This window comes from Nitrobacter sp. TKz-YC01, assembly GCF_047824785.1.
GTDB lineage: Bacteria > Pseudomonadota > Alphaproteobacteria > Rhizobiales > Xanthobacteraceae > Nitrobacter.
Window position 1 is genome coordinate 1,039,850 of sequence record NZ_CP181167.1, and the last position, 24,967, is coordinate 1,064,816.

29 protein-coding genes and 1 tRNA gene are annotated in these 24,967 nt (G+C 61.6%); 15 read left to right on the plus strand and 15 right to left on the minus strand.

Annotated features, from left to right (window positions below; genetic code table 11):
* Positions 1-58 precede the first annotated feature (58 nt).
* The 3 genes from ACMYR2_RS04840 (at position 59) to ACMYR2_RS04850 (ending at position 4,429) form a co-directional block, all read left to right on the plus strand.
* Positions 59-601, plus strand: a complete 543-nt coding sequence (locus ACMYR2_RS04840; protein WP_347263737.1) for an RNA polymerase sigma factor — start codon at positions 59-61, stop codon at positions 599-601.
* A gap of 312 nt (positions 602-913) precedes the next feature.
* Entirely contained in the window at positions 914-1,876 is a 963-nt protein-coding gene (locus ACMYR2_RS04845; protein WP_347263738.1) for a FecR family protein, read from the plus strand.
* Between the two features lie 114 nt (positions 1,877-1,990).
* On the plus strand, positions 1,991-4,429 hold the full coding sequence (locus tag ACMYR2_RS04850) for a TonB-dependent siderophore receptor (RefSeq protein WP_416193773.1): 2,439 nt from the start codon (positions 1,991-1,993) through the stop codon (positions 4,427-4,429).
* A 123-nt stretch (positions 4,430-4,552) separates the two neighbouring features.
* Here ACMYR2_RS04850 and ACMYR2_RS04855 read toward each other — a convergent pair whose 3' ends face one another.
* Entirely contained in the window at positions 4,553-5,557 is a 1,005-nt protein-coding gene (locus ACMYR2_RS04855) for a zinc-dependent alcohol dehydrogenase family protein (protein ID WP_416193774.1), read from the minus strand.
* 545 nt (positions 5,558-6,102) lie between these two features.
* Here ACMYR2_RS04855 and ACMYR2_RS04860 point away from each other — a divergent pair.
* From ACMYR2_RS04860 to ACMYR2_RS04885, 6 genes are all read left to right on the plus strand, one after another.
* Positions 6,103-6,354 (plus strand): hypothetical protein, encoded by a 252-nt coding sequence (locus tag ACMYR2_RS04860; RefSeq protein ID WP_416193775.1) that lies wholly within the window; start codon positions 6,103-6,105, stop codon positions 6,352-6,354.
* Positions 6,351-6,932, plus strand: coding sequence for a relaxase/mobilization nuclease domain-containing protein (locus tag ACMYR2_RS04865; protein WP_416193776.1), 582 nt, complete (start codon positions 6,351-6,353; stop codon positions 6,930-6,932). Before ACMYR2_RS04860 ends, ACMYR2_RS04865 begins: the two co-directional genes overlap by 4 nt.
* A 708-nt stretch (positions 6,933-7,640) precedes the next feature.
* Complete coding sequence (locus ACMYR2_RS04870; protein ID WP_347263744.1) at positions 7,641-8,174, plus strand: hypothetical protein; 534 nt, start codon at positions 7,641-7,643, stop codon at positions 8,172-8,174.
* Positions 8,171-8,395 carry a hypothetical protein gene (locus tag ACMYR2_RS04875; protein WP_347263745.1) on the plus strand — a complete coding sequence of 75 codons (225 nt, stop codon included), beginning with the start codon at positions 8,171-8,173 and terminating at the stop codon, positions 8,393-8,395. Before ACMYR2_RS04870 ends, ACMYR2_RS04875 begins: the two co-directional genes overlap by 4 nt.
* Complete coding sequence (locus tag ACMYR2_RS04880; protein ID WP_416193777.1) at positions 8,392-9,114, plus strand: hypothetical protein; 723 nt, start codon at positions 8,392-8,394, stop codon at positions 9,112-9,114. The genes ACMYR2_RS04875 and ACMYR2_RS04880 overlap by 4 nt, the downstream gene beginning before the upstream one ends.
* 72 nt (positions 9,115-9,186) lie before the next feature.
* Positions 9,187-9,666, plus strand: a complete 480-nt coding sequence (locus ACMYR2_RS04885; protein WP_416193778.1) for a TraM recognition domain-containing protein — start codon at positions 9,187-9,189, stop codon at positions 9,664-9,666.
* Between the two features lie 2 nt (positions 9,667-9,668).
* Here ACMYR2_RS04885 and ACMYR2_RS04890 read toward each other — a convergent pair whose 3' ends face one another.
* The 4 genes from ACMYR2_RS04890 to ACMYR2_RS04905 all read right to left on the minus strand — a co-directional run bounded on the left by ACMYR2_RS04890 (position 9,669) and on the right by ACMYR2_RS04905 (position 11,313).
* Positions 9,669-9,968, minus strand: coding sequence for a helix-turn-helix domain-containing protein (locus ACMYR2_RS04890; protein WP_416193779.1), 300 nt, complete (start codon positions 9,966-9,968; stop codon positions 9,669-9,671).
* Positions 9,965-10,285 (minus strand): type II toxin-antitoxin system RelE/ParE family toxin, encoded by a 321-nt coding sequence (locus tag ACMYR2_RS04895; protein WP_416193780.1) that lies wholly within the window; start codon positions 10,283-10,285, stop codon positions 9,965-9,967. The genes ACMYR2_RS04890 and ACMYR2_RS04895 overlap by 4 nt, the downstream gene beginning before the upstream one ends.
* Before the next feature lie 479 nt (positions 10,286-10,764).
* Positions 10,765-10,917, minus strand: a complete 153-nt coding sequence (locus ACMYR2_RS04900; RefSeq protein ID WP_416193781.1) for an aa3-type cytochrome c oxidase subunit IV — start codon at positions 10,915-10,917, stop codon at positions 10,765-10,767.
* Positions 10,918-11,034: 117 nt separating this feature from the next.
* Entirely contained in the window at positions 11,035-11,313 is a 279-nt protein-coding gene (locus ACMYR2_RS04905) for a hypothetical protein (RefSeq protein WP_416193782.1), read from the minus strand.
* Between ACMYR2_RS04905 and ACMYR2_RS04910 the strand changes: the two genes are divergently transcribed.
* On the plus strand, positions 11,300-11,779 hold the full coding sequence (locus ACMYR2_RS04910) for a hypothetical protein (protein WP_416193783.1): 480 nt from the start codon (positions 11,300-11,302) through the stop codon (positions 11,777-11,779). The two genes, ACMYR2_RS04905 and ACMYR2_RS04910, sit on opposite strands and share 14 nt — an antisense overlap.
* Positions 11,780-11,964: 185 nt before the next feature.
* On the opposite strand, the gene istB is transcribed toward ACMYR2_RS04910, so the two are convergent.
* The 4 genes from istB to ACMYR2_RS04930 all read right to left on the minus strand — a co-directional run bounded on the left by istB (position 11,965) and on the right by ACMYR2_RS04930 (position 15,371).
* A complete protein-coding gene (gene istB, locus ACMYR2_RS04915; RefSeq protein ID WP_416193037.1) occupies positions 11,965-12,759 on the minus strand; it encodes an IS21-like element helper ATPase IstB in 795 nt (264 codons plus the stop codon).
* The gene (istA, locus tag ACMYR2_RS04920; protein WP_416193341.1) at positions 12,749-14,278 is read right to left on the minus strand and encodes an IS21 family transposase; all 1,530 of its coding nucleotides are present in this window, start codon (positions 14,276-14,278) and stop codon (positions 12,749-12,751) included. Before istA ends, istB begins: the two co-directional genes overlap by 11 nt.
* Before the next feature lie 133 nt (positions 14,279-14,411).
* Complete coding sequence (locus ACMYR2_RS04925) at positions 14,412-14,954, minus strand: hypothetical protein (protein ID WP_416193784.1); 543 nt, start codon at positions 14,952-14,954, stop codon at positions 14,412-14,414.
* Between the two features lie 332 nt (positions 14,955-15,286).
* A tRNA-Leu gene (locus tag ACMYR2_RS04930) sits at positions 15,287-15,371 on the minus strand.
* Between the two features lie 534 nt (positions 15,372-15,905).
* Between ACMYR2_RS04930 and ACMYR2_RS04935 the strand changes: the two genes are divergently transcribed.
* The gene (locus tag ACMYR2_RS04935) at positions 15,906-16,448 is read left to right on the plus strand and encodes a disulfide bond formation protein B (protein ID WP_416193785.1); all 543 of its coding nucleotides are present in this window, start codon (positions 15,906-15,908) and stop codon (positions 16,446-16,448) included.
* Between the two features lie 217 nt (positions 16,449-16,665).
* Here ACMYR2_RS04935 and ACMYR2_RS04940 read toward each other — a convergent pair whose 3' ends face one another.
* Positions 16,666-16,938 carry a PsiF family protein gene (locus ACMYR2_RS04940; RefSeq protein WP_347264460.1) on the minus strand — a complete coding sequence of 91 codons (273 nt, stop codon included), beginning with the start codon at positions 16,936-16,938 and terminating at the stop codon, positions 16,666-16,668.
* Positions 16,939-17,117: 179 nt separating this feature from the next.
* On the opposite strand from ACMYR2_RS04940, the gene ACMYR2_RS04945 reads away from it, so the two are divergent.
* A complete protein-coding gene (locus ACMYR2_RS04945; protein ID WP_347264461.1) occupies positions 17,118-17,555 on the plus strand; it encodes a hypothetical protein in 438 nt (145 codons plus the stop codon).
* A 6-nt stretch (positions 17,556-17,561) separates the two neighbouring features.
* A complete protein-coding gene (locus ACMYR2_RS04950) occupies positions 17,562-18,230 on the plus strand; it encodes a DsbA family protein (protein WP_347264462.1) in 669 nt (222 codons plus the stop codon).
* Positions 18,231-18,286: 56 nt separating this feature from the next.
* Here ACMYR2_RS04950 and ACMYR2_RS04955 read toward each other — a convergent pair whose 3' ends face one another.
* Positions 18,287-18,709 carry a group III truncated hemoglobin gene (locus ACMYR2_RS04955; protein WP_347264463.1) on the minus strand — a complete coding sequence of 141 codons (423 nt, stop codon included), beginning with the start codon at positions 18,707-18,709 and terminating at the stop codon, positions 18,287-18,289.
* Positions 18,710-18,992: 283 nt separating this feature from the next.
* Between ACMYR2_RS04955 and ACMYR2_RS04960 the strand changes: the two genes are divergently transcribed.
* Positions 18,993-19,445, plus strand: coding sequence for an Rrf2 family transcriptional regulator (locus ACMYR2_RS04960; protein WP_347264464.1), 453 nt, complete (start codon positions 18,993-18,995; stop codon positions 19,443-19,445).
* A gap of 31 nt (positions 19,446-19,476) precedes the next feature.
* Here the strand turns inward: ACMYR2_RS04960 and ACMYR2_RS04965 are convergent, their stop codons facing one another.
* The 4 genes from ACMYR2_RS04965 to ACMYR2_RS04980 all read right to left on the minus strand — a co-directional run bounded on the left by ACMYR2_RS04965 (position 19,477) and on the right by ACMYR2_RS04980 (position 23,857).
* Positions 19,477-20,448 (minus strand): S1C family serine protease, encoded by a 972-nt coding sequence (locus tag ACMYR2_RS04965; RefSeq protein WP_347264465.1) that lies wholly within the window; start codon positions 20,446-20,448, stop codon positions 19,477-19,479.
* Positions 20,449-20,687: 239 nt separating this feature from the next.
* Complete coding sequence (locus ACMYR2_RS04970) at positions 20,688-21,245, minus strand: HNH endonuclease (protein ID WP_347264466.1); 558 nt, start codon at positions 21,243-21,245, stop codon at positions 20,688-20,690.
* A gap of 320 nt (positions 21,246-21,565) precedes the next feature.
* Complete coding sequence (locus ACMYR2_RS04975) at positions 21,566-23,095, minus strand: ATP-binding protein (protein ID WP_347264467.1); 1,530 nt, start codon at positions 23,093-23,095, stop codon at positions 21,566-21,568.
* 108 nt (positions 23,096-23,203) lie between these two features.
* On the minus strand, positions 23,204-23,857 hold the full coding sequence (locus ACMYR2_RS04980) for a DNA-3-methyladenine glycosylase 2 family protein (RefSeq protein WP_347264468.1): 654 nt from the start codon (positions 23,855-23,857) through the stop codon (positions 23,204-23,206).
* A gap of 149 nt (positions 23,858-24,006) precedes the next feature.
* Between ACMYR2_RS04980 and gluQRS the strand changes: the two genes are divergently transcribed.
* The gene (gene gluQRS, locus ACMYR2_RS04985) at positions 24,007-24,879 is read left to right on the plus strand and encodes a tRNA glutamyl-Q(34) synthetase GluQRS (protein ID WP_347264469.1); all 873 of its coding nucleotides are present in this window, start codon (positions 24,007-24,009) and stop codon (positions 24,877-24,879) included.
* Positions 24,880-24,967 lie beyond the last annotated feature (88 nt).

A 24,967-nucleotide genomic window follows, 5' to 3' on the forward strand; every position in this document is an offset into this window, starting at 1 on the left:
ACATGACATTGCATGGGAATTAACGCTCTCATAAGGATGTGCGCGGGGGGGGGCATGCGTGAAGGTGCGCTGGCGCTTCCTTTCGGCCGAGGGCTCATTCGTGGCGTTCGATGTCCAGGATCTGTTTCGGAGGCATAGCCAGGAGCTGAAGCGCTTCCTGCGACGCCGGGGTGCGTCCGCCGATACCGCCGCCGATCTGATGCAGGAGACTTTCCTGAAACTTCTGACCGCGAAGCCGACCGCGCCGGTCGACAACGTGCAGGCTTATATTTTCCGCACCGCGAACAACCTGTCGATCGATCTCGCGCGCAGACAGCGGTTGATGCCGCTCGTCGATAACAGCGACGACGTTCTCAACCGCCTCGTCGATGAAGCGCCATCTCCGGAGCGGGCGGTGCTGTCGCGTCAGGAACTGGCGCTGGTTCAGGCGGCTCTCGATCAAGTGCCGGAGCGGCCGCGCGAGGTGTTTCTGGCGCGCCTTGAAGGCAAGACGTTCGCCGAGATCGGGCAGGCCATGGGCGTTACGGCGCAAACGGCGTTCAGCCATATGCTCAAGGTCATGATGCACCTCAAGGCCGCGCTCGATCGGGTCCAGGAATAACTTGGATCGACGAATAATTTTCTGCGCCCGTCGGATATTTGGCTCTCCTGATCGTCTCCAGATAGTAAGAGCAGCTAGAGCATCGGACCCGAAAGTGGGAACCGGTTTCGGGATAAATCCGATGCTCAATCAATTAACTGGAGCGGCGGCGCTGATTCCATTTGACCGGCCGCCCCTCTAGAAACGCTACTCTATAATATTGATTTGACGCGTTTTCTTCACGCGAACCGGTGTCCACTTCGCTTGAAAACGCTCTAGGTCTTGGCCGGCTCTGGATCGTATCCATGGCCGTCCGCGAGAGGAGCCCGCCTGATGGTGGCCGATCCCGATTGGAGCGACGACGAGAATTTCGGCGGCAGCCTCGATCCGATATCGCAGGAAGCCGTGAGGTGGTTCACGACCATGCACGCCGATCAGGTCGCGAAGTCGGATCAACTTGCCTTCCGCGCCTGGCTGCGACGGGACGAACGCCATCGCGCGGCCTATGCGGATATCGAACGTCTATGGTCGGGAGCCTCGGAGCTTCCGGTCGTCAGATCGCGCCGCCGCGAGAAGCGGATCGCCGTCACGCGGCGAACGTTCGGTGCGGGCATGATCGCCGCCATGGCCGGTGGCGGCGGCTGGTTGGCCTATCAGCAGCATCCGTTCGCGGACTACCGCACCAGTGCCGGCGAGCGCAGGACGGTCAGGCTCGCCGACGATTCAAGCGTGGACATGGCTGGCGCGACGGCGTTGTCCATCGATTTCAGTTCGCGACTGCGTCTTGTCACGCTGCATCGGGGAGAGGCTTATTTCTCGGTTGCGCCCGATACTTCGCGCCCGTTCGTGGTCGAGGCGGCGGCGGGCCGCACGATGGCCGCGGGAACCGCATTCAACGTCGACTATGTTTCCGATGACGACGTGCGCGTCACGGTCGCCCAACACGCTGTCGATATCCGCGTCGGCGCGGATGGTGCGCGGCTCGATGCCGGATCGCAACTGACCTACGATCGCGAAAGCATCGGCGAGCCTCAGGCGATCGATCCGGCTTCGGCGCTTGGCTGGCGCGACGGCCGCCTGATTTTCGTCTCGCAGCCGTTCGGGCGGGTGGTCGCGTCGCTGAATCGCTGGCGGCAGGGCAGGCTGATGGTGATGGGATCGGCGTTGGCGATCCGCCCGGTCACCCTGATCGTCGATCTTCAGAAATCGGGGAATATTCTCGCCACCCTCGAAGACGCGCTCCCGATCCGGCTTGTCAACGTCACTCCCTATCTGACGCTGGTGTTCGAGGCATGAGGACGTCGATCAAAATTTTATCCCGGCCCATCTGATATCGGCGGGATCGCTTCGTCTGAACGAGTGAGGAGCGCGGAATCAGGCCGGCGCTCATTTGGTCAGGGAGCGGGGACGATGGCGGGGCGGAGTGGTTCGGGAGTTGCGGCGATCAGGCTGACAAGGTTGCTGGCGTCGATATCGCTCGCCGCCTTGTTGCTGCCGCCGCAGGCCGTATTCGCGCAAACCGCGTCGCCATCAGCGCCCCCGGCGGGCGCCCTTCAACAGCCGGTCACATTCGCCATTCCACCGCAGTCCCTGTCCACCGCCATCGTGGCGTTCTCGCGCGCGGCTGGAATCGATCTTGTTTTCGACGGCGCGGTGCCGCGTGGCGCGCGCACGTCAGGCGTCTCGGGAACGTTCACGGTGCGCGAGGGCGTCAACCGGTTGCTTGCGGGCACCGGACTGACAGCGCGATTCACCAATGCGCGCACGGTGCAGATCGTCAACCCGTCCGCGGCGGGCGGTGCCGCTGGTGCAGCGCCCGCCGGCGCGATCTCGCTCGACACCATCGACGTGCAGGGCGAGACCGCATGGGGTCCGGTGAACGGCTTTGTCGCGAGCCGCAGCGCCACTGCTACTAAAACCGACACCCCGATCATCGAGGTGCCGCAGTCGATCTCTGTCGTCACGCGCGACCAGATGGAGGCGCAGCAAGTTCAGTCGTTGAACGAGACACTGAGGTATACGGCGGGTGTTTTTTCCGAGAGCAGCGGGCAGCAGAGCAGCGCGCCGACGTTTCAAATTCGGGGCTTCAGCTCCATTCCGTTTTACGGATCAATGTATCTGAACGGGCTGCGCACGATCAGCAACGGCGATATCGAGCCTTACGGGCTGGAGCGTGTCGAGGTGATGCGCGGGCCAGCCTCGGTTCTTTACGGACAGAATAATCCCGGCGGTGTGATCGGCATGGTGACCAAGCGCCCAACGGAAGGACCCGTTCACGAAGTCCAGTTACGGGGCGGCAGCTTCGACTATAAAGCCGGCGCCTTCGACTTCAGTGGTCCGGCGACCGAGGACAAGAGGCTGCTGTATCGCTTCACCGGCCTGTTGCGGGAAGGCGGCAACGGCATTGATTTCTCGAACGATCAACGCGCGTTCGTTTCAGGCGCGGTGACGTGGCGTCCGACGGACGTGACCGAACTCAACGCGTTCAGCCTCTATCAGAAAGACAAAGGCAGATGGAATTACGGCCTCCCGGCGCAGGGAACCGCGCTGCCGAATCCCAACGGGCGAATCCCGGTCACGCGCTACATCGGCGAGCCAAACATTGATTACAATATAACGGAGCGGGCTGTTGCTGGATATAATCTCCAACACCGTGCTCACGATAACGTCGTCTTCCGGCAGAATCTTCAGTACGCTCGGGAGATCTGGAACTCTCAGAACGTCACCCCGAACGGGCTTCAGGCCGATCTTCGTACGCTCAACCGCGCCACGAGCGCTGATCGTTCAAGCTGGGATACTTTCGCCGTCGACAATCAGGCCGAGGTTAAAGCCACGACAGGCATCTTTCGCCACACGATGCTGTTCGGCGTCGACTATCGATGGCGTCGATACAACAATGGAGGAGGGTGGGGAGGGACGGCAGGACCGATCGATGTCTATGCTCCCGTCTACGGCCAGCCTGTTGTCATTCCGGCCGACAATTACGGATCCCGGCAGAACGAGAATTTCCCCGGCGTCTATCTCCAGGACCAGATCAAGTTCGATCGCTGGATCCTCACTCTCGGCGGCCGATATGATTGGGCAGGTTCCACGACGGTGGACTTCTTCGGCAACACGACCACCACTCAGAACAGCCAGGCCTTCACCAAGCGCGGAGGTCTTGGTTATGAGTTCGACAACGGAGTGGTCCCCTACATCAGCTACTCCGAGTCCTTCCTGCCGGTTTCCGGAACCATGTTCGATCGGACACCGTTCAAGCCGGAGAGCGGAACGCAGTACGAGGCAGGCGTCAAATACCAGCCGCATGATATGAATCTGCGGATTACAGCCGCCATTTATGATCTGAGGCGTCAGAACGTCCTGACCCAGGATCCGGCGCACCCGTTCTTCAGCATTCAGATCGGCGAGGTCACATCGCGGGGTTTCGAGTTCGAGGCCGTTACCAGCCTCACCAGCGGCCTGAGCCTTACGGGCGCCTACGCCTATAACGACGCCAAGGTGACCGGGAGCAATGACGCCGACCTGGGCAAACGACCGATCCGAACCCCTCAACATCTTGCATCGGTCTGGGCCAATTACACCATCCACGACGGCGCGCTGAACGGTCTTACCTTTGGCGGAGGCGTGCGGTATGTGGGGGCGAGCGCAGGCGACTTCATGAATACGTTCTATGCTCCCGCCTATACGGTGGTGGATGCGATGGCCCGTTATGACATCGACAGCTGGCGTTTTTCCCTCAACGTCACCAACCTGTTCGACACGCAGTATGTCGCGGGGTGTGCCTTTATCGGCCAGTGTAACGTCGGGCGCGTGCGCACCGTGATCGGCCAGGTGAGCTATCGCTGGTAGCGGACAGTGTTTGCGGCGGCGATGCCGGTTCGTCGCCGCATTCCGCTACGACGAGTCGATCGTGCTTGAGACGAAGTTCGGAGCGGTTTCGATCGTGAGTTTCAAACAGCTTTATCGATGTATTTATTGCCGCGCGGGAAGCTCGACAGTCTGCCCCGCAACATCGATCGCCACTTTGCCTCGAAGCCCACGGGAGCTTCCGCCTTCGAGCAATTCATGCGCTTCGCCGATGCGGGCCAGAGGAAGCACCGCGCCGATCACCGGCTTGATCAGGCCGCGTTCAATAAGGCTTGTCAGCGCGTCGAGCTTGCCTCGATTCTGACGGGTGAACACGAAATGGTAGGCGGCGTTCTTTCCCCAGGCCTCGATCAGGTTCTGCGGCTGTGCGATGTCGACAATGCTGACCACCCGTCCGGCATCCGCGAGGGCGAGGGCGCTTCTCGTCAGGGTGTCGCCGCCGATGGTATCGAATACGACGTTGACCCCTTGCCCCTGCGTCAGGTCCGCCACGGCTGAAACGTAGTCATCGGAGGTGTGGTCGATGACCTCGTCCGCTCCGAGCGAACGCACGAATTCATGGTTGCCGGAGCGCGCCGTCGTGATGACCCGCGCGCCCATCGCCTTGGCAAGCTGGATCGCCACCGTACCCACACCGCCGGCCCCGCCGTGGATCAGTATGGTCTCGTGAACGGCAAGCTGGGCACGGGCCACCAGAGCTTCCCAGACCGTACCTCCAACCAGCGTCAGGCTGGCAGCCTCCAAGTGGTTGATGTTGCGCGGCTTGCGGGCGACCAGATCGACATCGGCAACATGCTGCTCCGCATACGAGCCGGGGCCGCCGAAGATTTTTGGCGTGTAGTAAACCTCGTCGTCTATGTCGAACTCGCTCACATACCCACCCTTCTCCTCCACGACGCCGGAAACGTCGTGACCGATGATGGCGGGAAGCGGCACGTAGTCGGCGTAGTCACCACGCCGGATCTGGTAGTCCAGGGGATTGATGGCTGTAGCGTGAACGCGCACCCGGACCTGCCGGGGTCCGACAGCCGGGACGGAAACATCGCGCAACTCGAAAGCGTCGTAGCCGCCGAACTTGGCGAGGACGATCGCCTTCATAGTGCCGGGCATGGTCTCACTTTCTCTCAAATCCAACTGATGGTAAGCGCCCGATCAGCATATACACGTCTTTGTTGTGATACGCATGAAACTTACCCTGTCGCGTTTTCGAGCGAAGTGGGAATCCGGTTCGCGTGAAGAAAACGAGTCAGAACAATATCATTGAGCCCTGCTTCTGATTCAGTCAGAAGCGGAAAGGCTCGAGTATAGTTCCAAAATCCGACTGGTCGTTCAGAGACTGGTGCGCCTATCCGGTGAAGAATCGAACCGGGTATTCGCCGAACTGGCCCAGTGGGAGCAAGTCCTTAAGGATACGTCGCTCGCGCGACCTGCGCCGCTATCGCTGTAGGGGTTGTCGTTATGTCCCTCAGCGCCGATTTCGACGGGCGGCCATCCTGGCCACCAAAGGCGGTTGTCAGAATGCCGTACCGTCACCGCCCAAAAAACGCCTTCCGCCGTTCAGCATCCGGCTGAGCCCGGAGGAACGTGCTCGCCTGGCTGTTGAGGCTGCGGGCGCTCCGCTGGGGGCGTATATCAGGGCCAGGGTGCTGGGCACGATGCCGGTGGAGCGCAAGCGCCGGAAAGTCCTCACCATAAAGGACAGGGAGGCGCTTGCGCAGGCTCTGGCGCTGTTGGGTCGTTCTCACCTTTCCAGCAATCTCAATCAGCTCGCCTACGCCGCAAACATCGGCTCGCTGCCGCTGACACCGGAAACCGAGGCCGACCTGCGGGCCGCGCTCGCCGATATCCGAGATTTGCGCCGCCTGCTTCTGACCGCCCTGGGATTCAGGCCGGAGGAGCGGTCATGATCCTGAAAGCCTCGCAGCGCGGCAGCGGCCAGAACCTCGCCGCCCATCTGCTGCGCACCGACGATAACGAGCATGTGCTCGTCCACGATCTGCGCGGCTTTGCCTCGGACGATCTGCACGGCGCGTTCAAGGAGGCGGAAGCCGTCAGCCGTGGCACCAAATGCCGCCAGTATCTGTTCTCGCTTAGCCTGAATCCGCCGGAAGCCGAATGTGTTTCTGTTGGAGTCTTCGAAGAAGCCATCGAGCGGATCGAAGGAAAGCTCAAGCTTGAAGGCCAGCCCCGCGCCATCGTCTTCCATGAGAAGGAAGGCAGGCGTCATGCCCATTGCGTGTGGTCGCGCATCGACGCCGAAACGATGACGGCGCGCCAGATGTCGTTCTTCAAGCAAAAAGCTGATGGGCGTGTCACGCGATCTCTATCTGGAACAGGGGTGGAAGATGCCGCGCGGGCTGGAAAACGCGGCGGAACGCAATCCCACCAATCTCAGCCTTGCGGAATGGCAGCAGGCCAGGAGGCAGGATATCGACCCGCGCTGGCTCAAGACGACGCTACAACAGTGCTGGGCGCGCTCCGATAACGAGCGCTCATTCGGGCGCAGCCTCGAAGAGCACGGCTTCTTCCTCGCGCGCGGCGACCGGCGGGGTTTCGTCGTCCTGGATCATAATGGCGAAGTCTGGTCGCTGGCGCGCTGCCTCGACCTGAAGGGCAAGGAGGTTGCGGCCCGCCTCGGCGATGCCGCCGCCTTGCCAACCGTCGAGGCCACAAAAGCGTTGGTCGGCGCGCGCATGACGCCCGCCATCCGCCGCCACATTGAGGAATCCAGGGCGCGGTTTCAGACGCGTTCCGCCGCGCTCGGCCAGCGCAGGATGGAGATGACGCACCGCCACCGCGCCGAACGCGGCCAACTAAGGGCAGCACAGGAAACCGAATGGCACCAGGAAACCCGCGCGCGAGCGGAGCGCCTTCCCAAAGGGCTGCGCGGCCTCTGGCATCGAATTACCGGAAAATACCAGCAAGTCCGGTCCGAGAATGAGCGGGAGGCGCAACGCACGCAGGAGCGACACGCGGGCGAACGCGAGAGCCTGATCGAGCGCCAGCGCGATGAGCGGGCCGTGCTGCAAAAACAGGTCAGGGAAATGCGCTCGCAGCAGGCCGCGCTCCTGCTCGAACTGCGCAGGGATATCGGGCGCTACCTGCGCATGGCGCGCGCCCGTGCGGACAGCGCCGCGCTTTCCAGCCGAAGAGGCTCCGGCCTCAGACTTCAACGATAAGAGGGAGATCGCCCATGTCTTCGAAGAACAACGATGAGATGGCCGGAATCGTCATGGTGTTCGCCCTGATCGGCGGGATGGTTTATGCTGCCGTCCTGGTTGTCGGCTTTGTCATCATCCTCGGTATTGCCGTTCTGACTGTCGGCTTGACGATCCTGTCGCTGATCGCCTGGAACCGCCCGGTTCGGGCGTTCGGCCAGGTTGTGATGCCGGAGGAAGCGCGGCGCTTCATCAAACGGGGCCTGCACGGGTTCTGGATGTTTCCTTATGCGCTTTTGCTGCTGGGTTATTTTTCAGGCCTGCGGATAAACTGGGATTATCTGTGGGTGTATCTCTTCATCGGTTATGCGATGGGATCGCTCGGCATGGAATGTATCCCGACGCATGACGAAAACGGCCAGCCCCTGATCGAGATACTGCCGCCGGACTACCAGCCGCCCCGGCAGGAAGTGCTGCTTCCTCCCGCACGGGAGCACCGGCCCGCGCCGGAACCGGAGCCCGAGCCGTTCCGGTTTGCGAGCTGGGATGATGAGGAGCGCGCCTCATGAACAGGCTGGTGCAGGTCTATCAGTTCTTCTGGATGCTTGAATCCCATCATCAACAGCGCCTTGCGTGGGAAGACGCCGCGCAAGCGCGCATTGCCCGCGCGCGGGCGGAAGCGCAGGCCGAGGCTCAGCTTCGCGCCATGCTGGACGCAAACCCCAGCGGTCAGCTCGGCCATTCCAGGCTTAACGACGAAAGGGCGCTGCGCGAGGCGGGGCTGCTATGAACGGCCTTGTGCCGTCCTATGCCCATATCCGCCGGGGCATCGAACTCGGCTTCTTTCGCGGCAGGTGCGGCAGGCCGTTGATCTATGACGGCACCGAACCTGTCGCCATCGACGCCCAGGCCGGGAAAGGCAAGCTCACAAGATTCCTCGGCGTCAATATGGTGTCGCCGCGCACCGCGCATCTGACCAAGATCATCACCGATCCGAAGGACGCCGAGCTTGCCTGGGTGTCGTGGAAAACGCTGGAGCGGCAGGGCTACCGTGTGCGTTTTATCAATCCCGGCAGGCTCTACGGCTATCCTTCCGAAAGCTATAATTTCAACACGCGGCTTCTGGAAATCGCTTCCAAATCGGCGCTGCGGCCCCTGGTGTGGGAGGCGGCCTATGATGCCGCCAGCTATCTCGTGCCGGTCGATCCGAACCCCCATCACAAATGGATCGGCCAGGGCGTGCGCACCGCCTTCGCGCTCTACAACAAGATCACGGCGCTTTACCCTTCCGAACGCTGGCCCTGCACGGTCGGCGGGCTTTGGGATTTTTTCGGGCGCAACAGCTTCGACCCCGCCGATATGAAACGGGCGAAGACCGCTCTCTTTATTATTGGGTCGGCCTGCTCGGACACGAGCCGGAATTTCGTAGGTGCGATGGCGGCGGCTGTGATCGAGCGTTTTGCGGACGCGCATGGCCCCCTGCGCGCGCTGGTCGTCGGCGAAGAATAGGGCCAGCTTTATGTCAGCAACTTCCCTGAAATCCTCACTCTCTACCGGCAGGGCGGGATCAATTTCCTCGGCGTGTTCCAGAACGCCGCCGCCCAAATCGAAAACCACTACGGGCGCGAACTCGCGCGTATCTGGCGCAAGGCGGTCGCCCATACCCTCTACCGGGGGCTGCCGGATACCGAAACACTCAAGGACATCGAGCATCGGTCGGGCCGCACCTCTGTCATGGTGCGCGGATTCAACGTCAACCAGAACCAGGTGAACGGCTCCGGCGACAATCTCTCCGAACAATCAAGACCGCTGCTCCAGGTGGAAGACATACGCCTCGCGACGGGCGGGGAAAGCGCGCTGCTGGAATCCCCCGATCAGGGGTACTTTACGGTCGAGATGCCGAATTTCTGGGAGCGTCCGGAAATGAACGGAGTGCTCCGCGACGTGCGCGAGAAGCCGGACAGATATGATTGGCTGGCAAAAGCCGAACTTGTACCACCGATGCGGCACGAGGCCGACGCAGACATTCTCGCCATTCTTGGCGATCTGCGCGGCGCGTGAGGCTAGTGGGCGGACGGTGCCGTGCCGATTGGTTCGAAAGTGATGCGCAGATGCGTTCCCGTCGCCTTGGCGAAACGCTCCAGCGTTCGCGCGGACGGCTTCATGCGCCCGCTTTCAAGGCGGGCAATGGCGCTTTGCGAGGTATCCATGCGCCGCGCCAGTTCTTCTTGCGTAAGTCCTGCGTTCACCCGCGCTTCGATCACGGCCTGCGCCAGCGCGAATTCTTCTTCAAGCGCGTCATATTCCTTCCGGTAGTCCGCATCCTTCATCCACTTTGCATGAAGGTCTTTCATCTTGGTCATTGGACCTCCTTCGCCCGCATCCGGGCCAGTTCTAGTTCATGTTTGGGCGTCTTTTGCGTCTTCTTGACAAAAACCCTGACGATGACGACACGCCTTCCGGTGGCCGTGACGTAGATCGCGCGGGATATGCCGCTCGCCGCCTTCACGCGGATTTCCCAAAGCTTTCCTTCCAGATGCTTCACCGTGTCGCGCGGCAGCCGTTCCAGACCGACCGCTTCGATCAGCATGGTCGTCCGGACCAGCCGGGCTTTCAGGTCGTTCGGCAGTCCGGCAATTTCCTCATCGACGGTGTCATTCAGGGTCTCGACGGTCCACATGGGTCAATCATATCAAAAATGAGATAATTCTGTCCATGAAAATCGTCTGCCTGTTCCCTGTTCGATCCGTGCCGGAGGCGGATCGACCCGTCCAGCAGGGCGGAACGGCGATGTTCCCCGTCCCGATGGCTCAAGGCCATCACGCGAGACAGGAAAATTGCATAAGCGCGGCGTTGCAATAGGCGGTTTTCGGCCATGCCGAAAATGCCCCGCAGGATGCAAGCCGATTGCCCGCGCCGTGATAGGCTGTGATCTATGGTTGCTGGGAATGAAGACGGCAGCAGGCATCGTCGCTATTGCCGTTTACGCTGCGAGCGCGGTTGCCTGGCAACGCGCCAATCATTGAACCTTTTATCGAGGTCGCGCGCCGGTATCATTGCTCGGAATTTCAGAGTCCAGCGCGTATTAGCCAACGCCGGCAGCGAACATACTCCGTTGCGCGGCGCTGTGTTATCAATCCGGGAATGGCGAACAGATCATCAGGTAAGAAAAATTGCCAACAGCGCGACAACGGTGGCTGCGATACCTGCGAAGATGGTTCCTAATTTGATGAAGGCCTTATACGTTCGTTCATGTTCCGGATAATCCATCCCCTCCGCCGTCAAATACCCGGTTTCGCTATGATCAGACATGTAAAGTCTCCCAAGGTACGGTTGATCTTGCGTCTTTCACAGCGGTGATCGGTACTCTTGCGGACCGCCGCCATGCGACGGCCTACGATTACATGCATCAGATATATATGTTTTGTTCTAGTACAAAGATGCTGGTCTAGCTTTTCTCGCAATGGGCGTGTTGGGAGCGGTTGACCCATTCATACGCGGCAGGAAAAGTTCAAATGGCACCGCCTGCGCTGCGCCGATCACTTGCTTTTCCGGAACCGCATTTTCGGGAATCAAGGTTCGGATCGTCGCCCGCAGATCACCGTCGCAGGCGGCGATATCCGTGCCGTGGTAGACTGGGATTAGGGTTGCTGGGAATGAAGGCGGCAGCGAAGCGGGAGCTCGAAGATCATCCATGATGAAAAACATGCAGCGAATACTAGCAGCAGGTATCGTCGCTATTGCTGTTTACCCTGCGAACGCGGTTGCCTGGCAAAGCGCCAGATATCCGAATTATCTGGCAACCGTCGAATGCCCGCAGCACGATAATCTGTGCGTCCTTATCAGTTGCCCGGCTCGGGGCAAGCTCAGCCTCGAAATGATGGCCTGGGAGCATGGTCGCTCCGTCGGCAAAGACATCAGCATCATCATAGATGGGATCAAGTTTCCGCTCATTCTGCCCGAACGCGGCGAACGCGATCTTTATCGCTGGCCGCTTTCATCCGATCTGGCGGATGCCCTTATGAAAGGCAAGCGCGGCGAGGTGCGGATCGATCCGGATGTAGAAGGCTGGCCCTTGTCGCTTCGCGGCAGCAGCTCGGCGATCGGCAAAGTTCAGGCACAATGTGCAGAAACGAGCCAAACGCGAGCGACGAAGGCGGGCGGTGACCGTTGACGGATTTGAATCAAAAGACAGATGCGTAACGACGACAACCGGCATGGTGGTTACGCATTATCGCGCGAATAATGGCGGACGCGCCTCATCGATGAGGCTCGCATCGAAGTTGGTTGTTGATTTCCACTGAGAGTTGACCCGGGATTTCCACCGAGAAGTGACCCGCCTTGATGATGTGTTCTGGGTCAGGTTGTCGTCAAGTTGCGCGCTTTCTCCTTTGCGGGTTTTGGCGGTTTCGCGGAACTGGTCTTGAAGCGGAAGCTGTCGTTTCCTGTCTCGACGATGTGGCATCGGTGGGTGAGCCGGTCGAGGAGAGCGGCGGTCATCTTGGCGTCGCCGAAGACGCTGGCCCATTCGCCGAAGCTCAGATTGGTCGTGATGACCACGCTCGTCCGCTCGTAGAGCTTGCTCAGCAGGTGGAAGAGCAAGGCGCCGCCCGAGGCGCTGAACGGCAGGTAGCCGAGTTCGTCCAGGATGACGAGATCGGAGTGGCAGAGGCGCGCTGCGATCTGCCCGGCCTTGCCCTGAAGCTTCTCCTGTTCGAGGGCGTTGACGAGCTCGATGGTGGAGAAGAACCGGACGCGCTTACGATGATGCTCAATGGCCTGCACGCCGAGCGCGGTGGCGATATGCGTCTTGCCTGTACCGGGGCCGCCCACGAGGACGACGTTGTGAGCGTCTTCGAGGAACTCGCAGCGATGCAGCTGGCGCACGAGCGCCTCGTTGACCTCGCTGCTGGCGAAGTCGAAGCCGGTCAGGTCGCGGTAGGTTGGGAAGCGCGCCGCCTTGAGCTGGTAAGCCGTTGAGCGAACCTCCCTGTCAGCCGTCTCCGCCTTGAGGAGTTGCAACAGGACCGGCAGCGCCGCCTCGAAGGCGGGAGAGCCTTGCTCGGTCAGCTCGGCGACGGCCTGGGCCATGCCGTGCATCTTGAGGCTGCGCAACATGATGACGACGGCGCCGCTGGCGGGATTATGACGCATGGCGCGCCTCCCCAGTCTGACGCAGGGCGTCATATCGCTCGACGTCGGCCTGCGGCTCGCTCGTCAGCGTCAGGGCCTTGGGCGCCGGAACGGCAGGCGGGTCGAGCGGTTTGCCGTCCACCAGGCGGTGCAGCAGGTTCAGGATATGGGTCTTGGTGGGCGCGCCCGCCTCGATGGCCAGTTCGACGGCGGCGAGCACGGCCTGCTCGTCATGCTGCAGGACCAGGGCCAGGATCTCGACCATCTCCCGATCGCCGCCGGGCGTCTTGAGCAGGCGCTGTTGCAGGGAGCGGAACGCAGGCGGCAGTTCGGCGAAGGGGGCGCCGTTGCGCAGGGCTCCCGGCTTGCGCTGCAGGACGGCGAGGTAATGCCGCCAGTCGTAGACCGTCGTGCTCTGACGGTTATGGGAGCGGGCGAAGACGCGTCGATGCTCGCAGATGACCCGCCCCTCTGCGACGACGGCGATCCGCTCGGGATAGACGCGCAGGCTGACGGGCCGGTTGGCGAAGGAAGCTGGCGCGCTGTAGCGATTGCGTTCCAGATGAACGAGGCAGGTCGGCGAGACGCGCTTGACGTATTCGACGAAGCCGTCGAAGGGCCGGGTCATCTCCATCAGGCGCGGGGCTTCTTCAGCCCATGCGTCGGCGATGGAGCCGGGCCGGACGCCATGCGGAATCTCGGTCCAGAGCTCCCGGCATCGTCTCTCAAGCCAGTCGTTGAGCGCCGCCAACGATGCAAAGTTCGGCATGGGCTGCCAGAGCCGATGCCTGGCGTCCTGAACGTTCTTCTCGATCTGGCCTTTCTCCCAGCCTGATGCGGGATTGCAGAACTCGGCCTCGAACATGAAGTGGCTGACCATCGCCGAGAAGCGGGCGTTGACCTGGCGCTGCTTGCCCCGACCGACCTTGTCGACGGCGGTGCGCATGTTGTCGTAGATGCCCCGCTGCGGAACGCCGCCGAAGACCCGGAAGGCATGGTTGTGGGCGTCGAACAGCATCTCGTGGGTTTGCTGCGGATAGGCCCGCAGGATGAAGGCGCGGCTGCAGGAGAGCTTGAAGTGGGCGACCTGCAGCTTGGTCCGCTCACCGCCGATGATCGCCCAGTCCTCCGACCAGTCGAACTGGAAGGCCTCGCCTGGCTGGAACGCCAGGGGCACGTAGGCGCCGCGACTGCTGGTCTGCTGCTCCCTCTGCCGGGCGGCCTTCCACTCGCGTGCGAACGCCGCCACGCGGTTGTAGGAGCCTTCATACCCGAGCGCGACCAGATCGGCGTGCAACTGCCGGATCGTCCGCTTCTGCTTGCGGGATCTGCCCGCCTCCAGCCGGAGCATGTGGGATAGCTTGTCGGCGTAAGGATCGAGCTTGCTTGCGCGCTCGGGGACGTTGAACCGGGGCTCCACGCTGTCCGCGCGCAGATACTTGCGGACCGTGTTCCTCGACAGACCTGTGCGCCGCGAGATCTCCCGGATCGAGAAATGGTCCCGATGGCGCCAGCGCCGGATGACGCTCAATAACTCCATGCTGATCACTCCGTTCTCTCCCGCTCTCATCGCGGGGAAAAGGTTCCAACATGGGTCAAATCTCGATGGAAAAACCTCAGCTTCCCGGGTCAACTCTCAGTGGAAATCAACACAGACTAGCCTGCGAGGACCCTCAGTGTCCGTCCACGCCTGACATTTGGGGAAGGAAGGCGGCGAACTCGCCCTGAAGCGGCATCCCATAGGAGTCTCCCAGGGCACTGACCTGATAACCCACCGACTTGCGGATCGCCCTAAGCGCAGATTCAAATGCCAGCCAATCCGGATCGCGGCCGTCGCATCGCAAGGTGCTTAGGTCGAACCGTTCGACGGCATCAAAGAAGTGTCGTATCGTCTGCCCTAGCGCTACGATCACGGTGTCGAGCGGGCTGCCGGCGGCGCAGTCACGACGTAGCCGGGTGAGACCATGCCGAAGGTTCTCAAGAGACATTCGCACACGATCGGGAAACTCGGCGTCGAAGGTGGCCCAGAATGTTCGGCGGTCCTCGAATAAAGCGATGATCTCTCGAGCTAGGCCGGGTGCCATCTGGCCAGACCGAAGCAGTTCGATGCTGCTCGACCAGCCATGTTGACGAACTTCTCTAATCATAATCTCGTGGTCGCGCTTCCAATTGCGCAACTGCTCCGCACGGAAGCCACCACTATCCTTGTCGACCATATCGCCACATTCGCGGCACAGCCAAAGACCATTGGCGCTCGACCGACGTTCAGATTCGCTTTGACCCGGATCGTACCGCGGGCCGCCTTCGGCCGCCGCACAAATATGCGCGGCGTGCCCGGTTCCAAGGCCGCGCTCACCGCCCGATCGAGGGCCTGAGGTCAACCGAAGGCAATGTGGGTTCGAGCAGAAATGCGCCGCTCGTATCGCGAGCTCACGCTTTACCGACAGTTTGAATTCATGACGTGGCATCGGGTCTCCGTCGAATGGGACGGCTTCCCAAAGCCGCTCTGCTGCACCCGCTCGGTGAGCCCCGGCTCATTTTCGAAGGATGGTGCGGGTGGTCGGAATCGAACCGACACTCCTTTCGGAACCGGATTTTGAATCCGGCGCGTCTACCAGTTCCACCACACCCGCACATTTGCCGCCGATTCTAGCCGACGCTCTCTGCACCTATACTGCACCTAGAGCGAAAACTGAATATCGCCAGCCTCTTTTCCTTCCTTCCCAACCCTCTGAAAGCACGTCGTTTTCAACTCGTCGTGTTTTCCTGTGGATTGGTAGACAAACCACTTTTTGAGTCGAGCGCGTCTACCAGTTCCGCCACAGGGGCATTCGCAAGTCACACCCGAATGCGGCCATGACCTTGCGAAGCGGGGCGGACTATAGCGACCGATCCTCGCCGGTCAACCCGGCTGCGCCAGGTGCCATCTGCGCCAAGGTGGCCTTGGTCCGAATGGCCGCGCGGAGCGAGGGCCGCCGGCTCGACAGCGGCAAGGCTCGCAGGCTATAGAGCATCTCCCGGCCAGAGCATTTTCCGGCTAAGTGGCATCCGGTTCGGGTGAAAACAACGCGTCAGATCAAATGATAAGAGCGCCGCTTCCGATTTCGTTAGAAGCGGAAAGGCTTCGGGACGCATGTGGCAGGCCGGACGCTCAGCCGGAGGAAGCTGTGACTCTTGACACCGTCGTGAAACCAGCCTCCGCAGCCGGCAACAGAAAAACCGCTTTTGCCGCGGCGCTGGCCGTTGCCTTCATCGCTGCCGCGACCCTCGCAGGCGCATGGTTCTTTCAGCTCGTGCTGGAGATCGTGCCGTGTCCGCTCTGCCTGCAGCAGCGCTATGCCTACTATTTGGCGATCCCTTTCGCCCTGCTTCTGGCCTTTGCCATCGCGAAGGGCGCGCCACGTTGCCTCATCATGCCGCCTCTCGCCGTTCTCGCGCTGGCCGCGCTGGGTAACGCCGGGTTCGGCGCCTATCATGCCGGGGTGGAGTGGGGCTTCTGGCCGGGGCCTGCCGAGTGCAGCGGAGCGGTGCTCGATCTGGGCAAGGGAAGTCTGCTGGAAAATCTCGATAGGGTGAAGGTGGTGCGTTGCGACGAGGTGCAGTGGCGTTTCCTCGGCCTGTCGCTCGCCGGATACAACGCGCTGATCTCGCTGCTGATGGCGGCAATCGCGGGATGGGGGATCGCGGCTTTGGCAGGCAAGGTCAGGTAAGCCAGAGTCGGGGACTCGGGATAGATGGTCCCGGGCTGACGCTCTTAAGCGACAGGCTTGGTAAGCGACAGACTTGGTAAGTGGCAGATTTGGCTGGCGGGAAGAAAAGCGGTGCAGATTTCCGCCCGCATCCCGCTCTCAAAATATTGGAGTCGATCACGCGATGATTGTGGATCGATTTGATCCACAATCATCGTGATTGATCGGGCGAGCGGGATCAGTTCGGCTGGGCCGCCTTCGACTTGCACTCGGCGCGGAATTTTTTGCGTTCCTTACCGCGCAGGCCCTTGGCGTCGGCCTCCTTCGTACATTCGAGCGAAGCTGCGGAATTCGCCTTCTGGGCCTTCTGGGTCTTGTGAGCCTTCTTGGCGGCGGGCGCCGCCTTTGAAGCCGCCGCAGGTGCTTCGGTTGCGGGGGCTTGGGCGAATGCCGTTGCGCCAAGCAGCAGCGATGCCGCGACGACCGCTATGGCGCGGGGAAACATGGTCATGGGAAATCCCTCAGGTTGATAACGGCCGCACCATCGCGGAGCCGGGCTGAACGGTGGGTGAACGGCATCGGGCGATTGTTGTTTTGATGCGTTTCCTTTAACGCGAACCGGTTTCCACTTCGCTCGAAAACGCTATAGGATCGAGTCCACCATCATCCAGGTCCCGGAAAGACAGAGTCATGACAGGTTATCTGAAACTGCTTGGCGCCGTGACGGCGTCAGGTCTGCTTGGGCTTTCGGTGTTGCCCGCCGACGCGCTGACGGCGCAGGAGTGCAGCGCGAAGTATCAGGCCGCGAAATCAGCGGGCACCCTCGACGGTCAGAAATGGAATGATTTCCGCAAGGCTCATTGCGGAGCGGCGGCGGCCCCGGAAGCGGCCGAAGCATCCGCGCCGAAGACCGCAGCGACTCCTTCGGCCACCTCGGCCGGCAACGCGGTTTTCCCATCGGCGGTGTCGTCCAAATATGCCGGCGAAACCGCTGGCAAGGCGCGCAGGCACACCTGCCTTGATCAATACAAGGCCAACAAGTCCAGCAACGCCAATGGCGGGATGAAATGGATCATGAAGGGTGGTGGCTACTATAGCGAATGCACCAAGCGGCTGAAGGGCGCCTGATCGATCATGCCGGAATCGCGGGATCCGTCCGGCGCCCCGACAAGGCGCACGCTGCTGCGAGCCTTGGGCCTGGGAATGGTGACGGCGGGCCTGACGCGCGCGCCGACACTGGCCGAGACGTCTGACGACGTTCTGACCGAAGCCCGCGTGTTGCGCGACCCGGAAATTCCGGCGGCGGGCAATGCGCACGGCGACATCACGATCGTCGAGTATCTCGATTACAACTGCTCCTACTGCCGCAAGCTCGCGCCGGGGCTCGCTCAGGTGGTGCGCGACGACGGCAAGGTTCGGCTGATCTTCAAGGACTGGCCGATCCTCGGCCCCGTCTCGGTCTATGCGTCGCGTCTGGCGCTGGCGTCCAGATATCAGGACAAGTTCGTCGTCGCGCACGAAGCCCTGATCAATACGAGTTCACGCCTGACCGAACCGCGCGTTCGCGCGTTGATGGCGGATGCGAAGATCGATGTCGATCGCGCGCTCAAGGACATGGCCGCCAACGCCGGCGCGATCGACGCCCTTCTGAAGCGCAACAACGATCAGGCGGCCGCCTTCGGATTCAACGGGACGCCTTCGTTTATTGTCGGGAAGTTCCGCGTACCCGGCGTTTTGACCACGGCGCAATTCGTCCAGGCCATCGCGGACGCGCGCAAGGCTGTCGCCGAGAAGACCAAGTGAAAGCATGAAGACCAAGTGAAAGCATAAGGATCGGCGCAGGCGTCAGGTCGGCACGCTCACGTCGCGTTCGTGGAAGCCTGCGGCGGCCACGGCCGGTCAGGCCGGTAGAACACCGCAATCTTCAGGCTTTCAGCGATGCGTTCCGCTTTTTCCATGAAGGCCGCGCGGATCGGCTCGTCGCACAATTCGCGGCAGGTTTCGTCGAAGAGCGCGAGCCACTGGGTGAACAGATCCGGCCTCATGCCCGGTATCGCCATGTGCTTCATCATGGGATTGCCCTTGTAGCGGCCGGTGGTCAGCATCACCGATGACCAGAACGCGTACATCTTCTCAAGATGGTGGGGCCAGTTATCCCTGATCTTGTTCTCGAAGACCGGGCCCAGCTCTGCATCGGCGCGCACCTTCGTATAAAAGGCGTCGACGAGCCGGCGGATGCCGTCCTCGGTTACATGATCCATTTTGTCGGACGTGAGTGTCATACGGGATACGCCATTGCGATGATGCCTGCCATCGTCCAGCTCAACGAACTGACCGGCATGCGGACCAGGTGGAAATAGTCCCCGGAGCTATTGCGGATTCCGGGGGCATTGCAGGCGGCGGTTTCCGGCAGCAGCTAAAGACTTTGCGACGGCGTCGCTGATCGTGGCGCTCTTGCTCATAAAACGCTCCTCTGCAAAGGCCAGTGTTTCCATACATCAGCGGTTGCGTAAAAGCAATATCTACAATATAGCTTTTACGTGACCATCGCACGGGGAAGTATGCATGCGCCTCACCACCTATTCGGACTACGCGTTGCGGGTGCTGATGTACCTCGCGCTCAAGTCCGATGGGCTGTCGACCATCGCCGAGATCGCCGGAAGCTATAACGTTTCCGAGGCTCACCTGATGAAGGTGGTTCATCAGCTGGGGGTGGCGGGATATATTGAAACCGTGCGCGGTCGCGGCGGCGGACTGCGTCTCGCCAAGCCCGCCGAGGCGATCGGGCTGGCGGAGGTCATTCGCATGACCGAGCCGGACATGGCCATCGTGTCGTGCCTGAAGCCGCTGAACGCGCCCTGCAAGATCAATCCCGGTTGCGTGCTCAAGCGCGCAATGGAGCGGGCGTATCAGGCTTTCATGGACGTTCTTGAAGGATATACGTTGGCCGATCTCGTGGCCCCCAGCGGCCGCCTTTCGAATCTGCTCGGCATCTCTCCAGCCGCATCAACGCAATAAGAGCTGGGCTGTGCTCAGTGGAGTGCTATGCTCAGTGGAGTCTTGGCTTCTTCAGCATTCGGGCGCGGTCGGTGGATGTCACCACCACGTCGAAAGTGTCGCCCTCGCGATGAAGCGTCAGCGGCACGTCGACGCCTGCGTGACCCAGCGACCACAATTTGCGATAGAGCTGGGACGCGTCCGATACTTTTTCTCCCTTCACCGCGAGGATGGCGTCGCCGGCGCGCAGTTCGGCGTGGTCCGCCGGTCCTTTCGGTACGATACCGACTGCGGTCACCCTGTTTTCGATCTCGGCGACGTAGATTCCGAGCCAGGGGCGGGCGGGCCTGTTGACCTGTCCAAACTTTCGCAGGTCGTCGAGGACGGGCTTCAGCAGATCGATCGGCACGTTCATGTTGAGATGTTCGCTGCGGCCGGCTTCCTCCCGCTCGAGTTGCAGAGAGCCGATTCCGATCAGATCGCCTGAGGCCGAGATCAGGCCGGTGCCGCCCCAGTTGGGGTGCGCGGGGCGGGTGAAGATGGCTTGATCGATGAGGTACTCCCAGTAGCCGGCGAACTCCTCCCTTGAAATGATCCTGCCGGCGAGCGAACGGGAGCGTCCGCCGACTCCGGCGACCACGACCGGGTCATTGACTCTCGCCGCGGCCGACGAACCCAGCGGCAGCGGCTCGAGATCGAGATCACCGAGTGCCTGCACCAGGCCGAAGCCGCTTTCCCGATCGATGCCAATCGTGTCCGCCTGAACCACGCGGCCGTCCGCAAGATGCAGCCATACGGTTTCCGCCTCGGTGACGACGTAGCCGATCGTGAGAACAAGGCCGTCGTCGATCACGACGCCGTTTCCGGCACGCTCGGTGCCGAGGGTGTCCGCCGTGAGGGCATCGGGCGGAACAAAGGAATGCAGCCCGACGACGGTGGACAGCGCGCGGTCGAGATCGAAATGGTAATCCTCCGGGCGCGGCTGAGCGGAGCTTGGCACCTTCCATTGCGTCAATGAGGCCATGCGCGTACTCCGTGGCGGTGCGTAGCCAGATCATGCTCTAACGGCCGTATCAGGAGATTGTAGCAATCAGCCGATACGAGCAACGAGCTTATGCGCCTGACGTCGTCCGTGAAAGGGCAGGGCGCAGGTGCGGCCGGATCGCGATGACCGGGAACTGAAATCGATCCAACGTTAGAGCAGGGCGGCTCTGGGAAGCGGAATGCTGGCGGAAAACCACGCCATTCTTTTCTCTTCTCGCTTCAGGGATCGAGTTCTGTGTCCCAATAGAGATAGTCCAGCCAGCTCTCGTGCAGATGGTTCGGCGGGAACAACCTGCCGTTTCGGTGCAACTGATGCACGGTCGGCGCGAACGGCGCCTGGCGCGGAAACATCCCGGCCTGTTGCGGCGTCAGGCTGCCTTTGCGCAGATTGCACGGCGAGCAGGCTGCGACGACGTTCTCCCAGGTGGTTTGACCGCCCTTGCTGCGCGGAATGATGTGGTCGAAGGTGAGATCCTCGACGGCTGTGCAATACTGGCACATGAACCTGTCGCGCAGGAATACGTTGAAGCGGGTGAAGGCGGGGTGGGTCGATGGCTTCACGAAGGATTTTAACGACACCACGCTCGGAAGCTGGATTTCGAACGATGGGCTGCGCACCGCGCGATCGTAGCGTTCGACAATGTTGACGCGATCAAGGAACACTGCCTTGATCGCGTCCTGCCACGACCAAAGAGACAGCGGATAGTAACTCAGCGGCCGGAAGTCTGCGTTCAGGACCAGCACCGGCCAGCCGCCCTGTGAGACATGCGCGTTCAAATAGCGCCTCCAGAGCACTTTCCTGGCAAAGTTACACGCCGGTTCGCCGCGGAAAATGCATCCAATGTTTATGCCTGCAATGTTTATGCCCGAATGAACTCTGACCGCAAAACCGGCACTTTGCGGAGCACCCCCCGGTTCCATATTCGGCCGCATCTATCCCGAGGCGGCTCACGACGACATACTACAGGCAGCGTGACGGGATTGTGAAGAGCGCAAGCCCTGCTTTTCGGGTGGGCCACGCTCGCCAGTGGGGCATGGGGACCGCCGCCCGAGATCGGATCGAGGGTCTGCTCGCGGCCAACCTTCATTGATCGCGGCTATGGAGTCGCCAGCTGTGGAGACAGCTTGGCGAGCGCCTGACTCAACTCATGAATCGCATAGGGTTTGCGCAGAACGTGAAAGTCCAGCGGGTGCCCGGCGAGCGTTTCACTATAGCCGGTGGCCAGCAACACCGGCAATTGCGGATGCGTCGCGCGGAGCATCGTCGCCAGACCGAGACCATCCATTTTTCCCGGCATGACGATGTCGGTGAAGACCAGATCGATTCCGTTGCGCTCGATTTCCAGCAAGGCGGCCTCTGCATTGCTGGAAATCCGCACACGATAGCCCAGCTGTTCAAGCAGTCCCGCGCTCGCCTCCGCGACATCCGGATTATCTTCGACGAGCAGGACGGTGCTGCCCTTGGCGCCGCGGCGGCTCGATCCGTTGTTCTCCACGCAAAGCGTTTCAGTGCGCGGAAGATAGAGCGTGACTTTGGTGCCACGTCCGAGCTCGCTCTCGATTGTGACATGTCCGCCGGCTTGATGAGCGAAGCCGTGCACCTGTGATAATCCGAGCCCCGTTCCTTTTCCGGCGGCCTTCGTCGTGAAGAATGGGTCGAACACCTTTGCAAGAACATCCGTTGGAATACCGTCCCCGGTATCCTCGACCGAAATGGCGACATGGCATTCGTCGGCTTCGTTCGTTTTGGTCGTGTTCCGCGCTTTCACGATAACCCGCCCGCCGTCGCTCATGGCGTCGCGCGCATTGATGACCAGGTTGAGCAGCGCCGTCTCGAACTCGGTTGCGTCGATCGTGACCGGCCACAAGTCGTCGGCGGTGTCGATATGCAGGGTGATCGCATTGCCGAGGCCGCTCTGAAGAACCTCGGCGATCGAACGGATGCGTTTGGAGATATCGGTCGGCAAGGGATTGAGGCTTTGCCGGCGGGAGAACGTCAGGAGTTGCTTGGTGAGTGTGGCCCCGCGTTTCGTCGCCGTCTCGATGGCGTGAACCGCCCGCAGTGCTTTCGGATCGTCCTCGACGATTTTTTTCAAGGTCTCGATATTGCCGCTGACGATCATCAGCAGATTGTTGAAGTCGTGAGCGACGCCGCCGGTAAGCTGGCCGAGCGCGTCCATTTTTTGCGATTCCGCAAGCTGCCGTTGCACGCGTTCGAGCTTCTGCTGGGCCTCACGGCGTTCCGTGATGTCGCGCGTGACCTTGGCAAAGCCGATGAGTTTTCCGAAGTCGTCGCGAATGGCGTCGATCACGACGCTGGCCCAGAAAAAGGAGCCGTCCTTGCGGACCCGCCAGCCTTCTTCGTCGTACCGGCCGGTCGTGCTCGCGATCCTCAGGGCGCGGGCGGGTCGCCCGGCTGCCCGGTCCGAGTCAGTGTAAAAACGCGAGAAATGCTCGCCGATGATTTCGTCGGGTTGGTATCCCTTGATGCGTTCCGCGCCTGCGTTCCAGTTGATGATGGTGCCCGTGGGATCAAGCATGAAGATCGCGTAGTCGATAACACCCTGAACAAGAACGCGATGTTCGCTATCGAACAGGCTCTTGTTGTTCTTGTGATTTTTTGACATTTTGCGGTGCTTGGTCCCACGGCCCATCGATGTAATCGTCATACAATCGATAAGTTCCAATCTGGATCAGGCACGGCGTCCCGCTTTGTCGAGGCCGCGCCTATCCGTCTATTTCGCTTGAGGCACGATACCTTCCCTGCGTTTGATGACCCTGTAGTACGCCCACCATAGATGCGCCGCCGCGCCCCGCAGCGGTCGCCAAGGCTCCGCCAGCGGCATCATCTGTTTCGGCGTGGGCCGCGTCGTCAGCCCGAATCCGGCCCTGATCGCCTCCTGAAGCGCCACGTCGCCTGCGGGCCAGGCGTCGCCATGGCCAAGGCAGAACAGCAGATAAACGTCGGCGGTCCATGGACCGATGCCGCGATGCCGGACCAGCGTCGCATGGGCGGCGTCGGCATCCTCCTCGGCAAGCACGTCCAGGTTGAGTCGGCTCGCCGAGATCTCGCGCGCGAGAAGCTTCAGCGTGGCGATCTTCGCCGCCGACAATCCCAGCCGGGCGAGGTGGTCGGCGCGCGCCTTGCGGATCGCATCGTGATGGAACGGCGCGAAGGCGGCGTTGAGCCGTCCCCAGATCGCGCCAGCGCTTGCGGTTGACAGTTGCTGGCCGCAGACGATCGCGGCAAGACCTTCGAAACCCGGCTCGCGCCGGCGCAGGGCGGGAAGACCGGTGCGCGCGAGGATCGGTTTCAGCCGCGAATCCTGTTTCACCAGCGCGTTGATCGCGTCGTCGAGATCGGATTGGGTTTCCAGGCGGTGCGTCATTCGCTATAGCGTTTTCGAGCGAAGTGGATACCGGTTCGCGTGAAGAAAACGCGTCAAAACAATATTATGGAGCCCCGCTTCTGATTCAATCAGAAGCGGAAAGGCTCTAGGACTTCAGCCGTCACGGCCGATTATGCAAGCAAGGATCAATGCCGCCACCCGTTCTCCGTTTCGCACCGTCGTCGAACGGTTTTTTGCATCTCGGCCACGCTTTTTCGGCGCTCATGAACTTTGAATCCGTCCGGTTGAGCGAGGGCCGGTTCCTGCTGCGGATCGAGGACATTGATGCAACGAGGTGCCGTCCCGAGTTCGAAGCGGCGATCTATGAAGATCTCGCCTGGCTCGGCGTGTCATGGGAGACGCCGGTGCGGCGGCAGTCGGAGCACCTTGCCGATTACCGCGCCGCGCTCGACCGGCTGGCCGCGCTCGGGTTGCTCTATCCGAGTTTCGAAAGCCGCGCCGAGATTGCCGCCCTGGTGAAGGCGCGGGAGGCCGACGGCGGCTGGCCCCGAGACCCCGACGGCGCGCCGCTCTATCCGGGCACGGCGAAATCGCTTGCGGCCAGCGAACGCGAACGGCGGCTGCGGTCCGGCGCGCCCTTCGCGCTGCGTCTGGACATGGAGGCGGCGCGCCGGCTCGCAGGCGATTTGACGTGGATCGAGCGAGGCTCCGGCCCGGACGGGGAGACCGGCGAGGTTCTCGCGCGCCCGGAAGCCTGGGGTGACGTCATTCTCGCCCGCAAGGATATCCCGACCAGCTATCATTTGTCGGTCGTGATCGACGATGCGCTCCAGGGGGTGACCGAGGTGGTGCGCGGGCGGGACCTGTTCAGGTCGACCGCCGTGCACCGGCTGCTGCAGAAAATCCTGGACCTGCCTCAGCCGGCTTATCACCACCATGATCTGATCCGCGATGGCGATGGCAAGAAGCTGTCCAAGTCGTCGGGAGCGATCGGGTTGCGGGAGTTGCGGGCCGGCGGAATGATGCCCGCGCAGCTCCGCAGGCTTGTCGGCCTGCCTTGAAACCGCCGCAACGCGGCTGCCGTTGGTGCGCCGTAAAGCATCTTCGCATGACGATCCATCCACGACGTGACTCCCGCGTTCGAGCCGT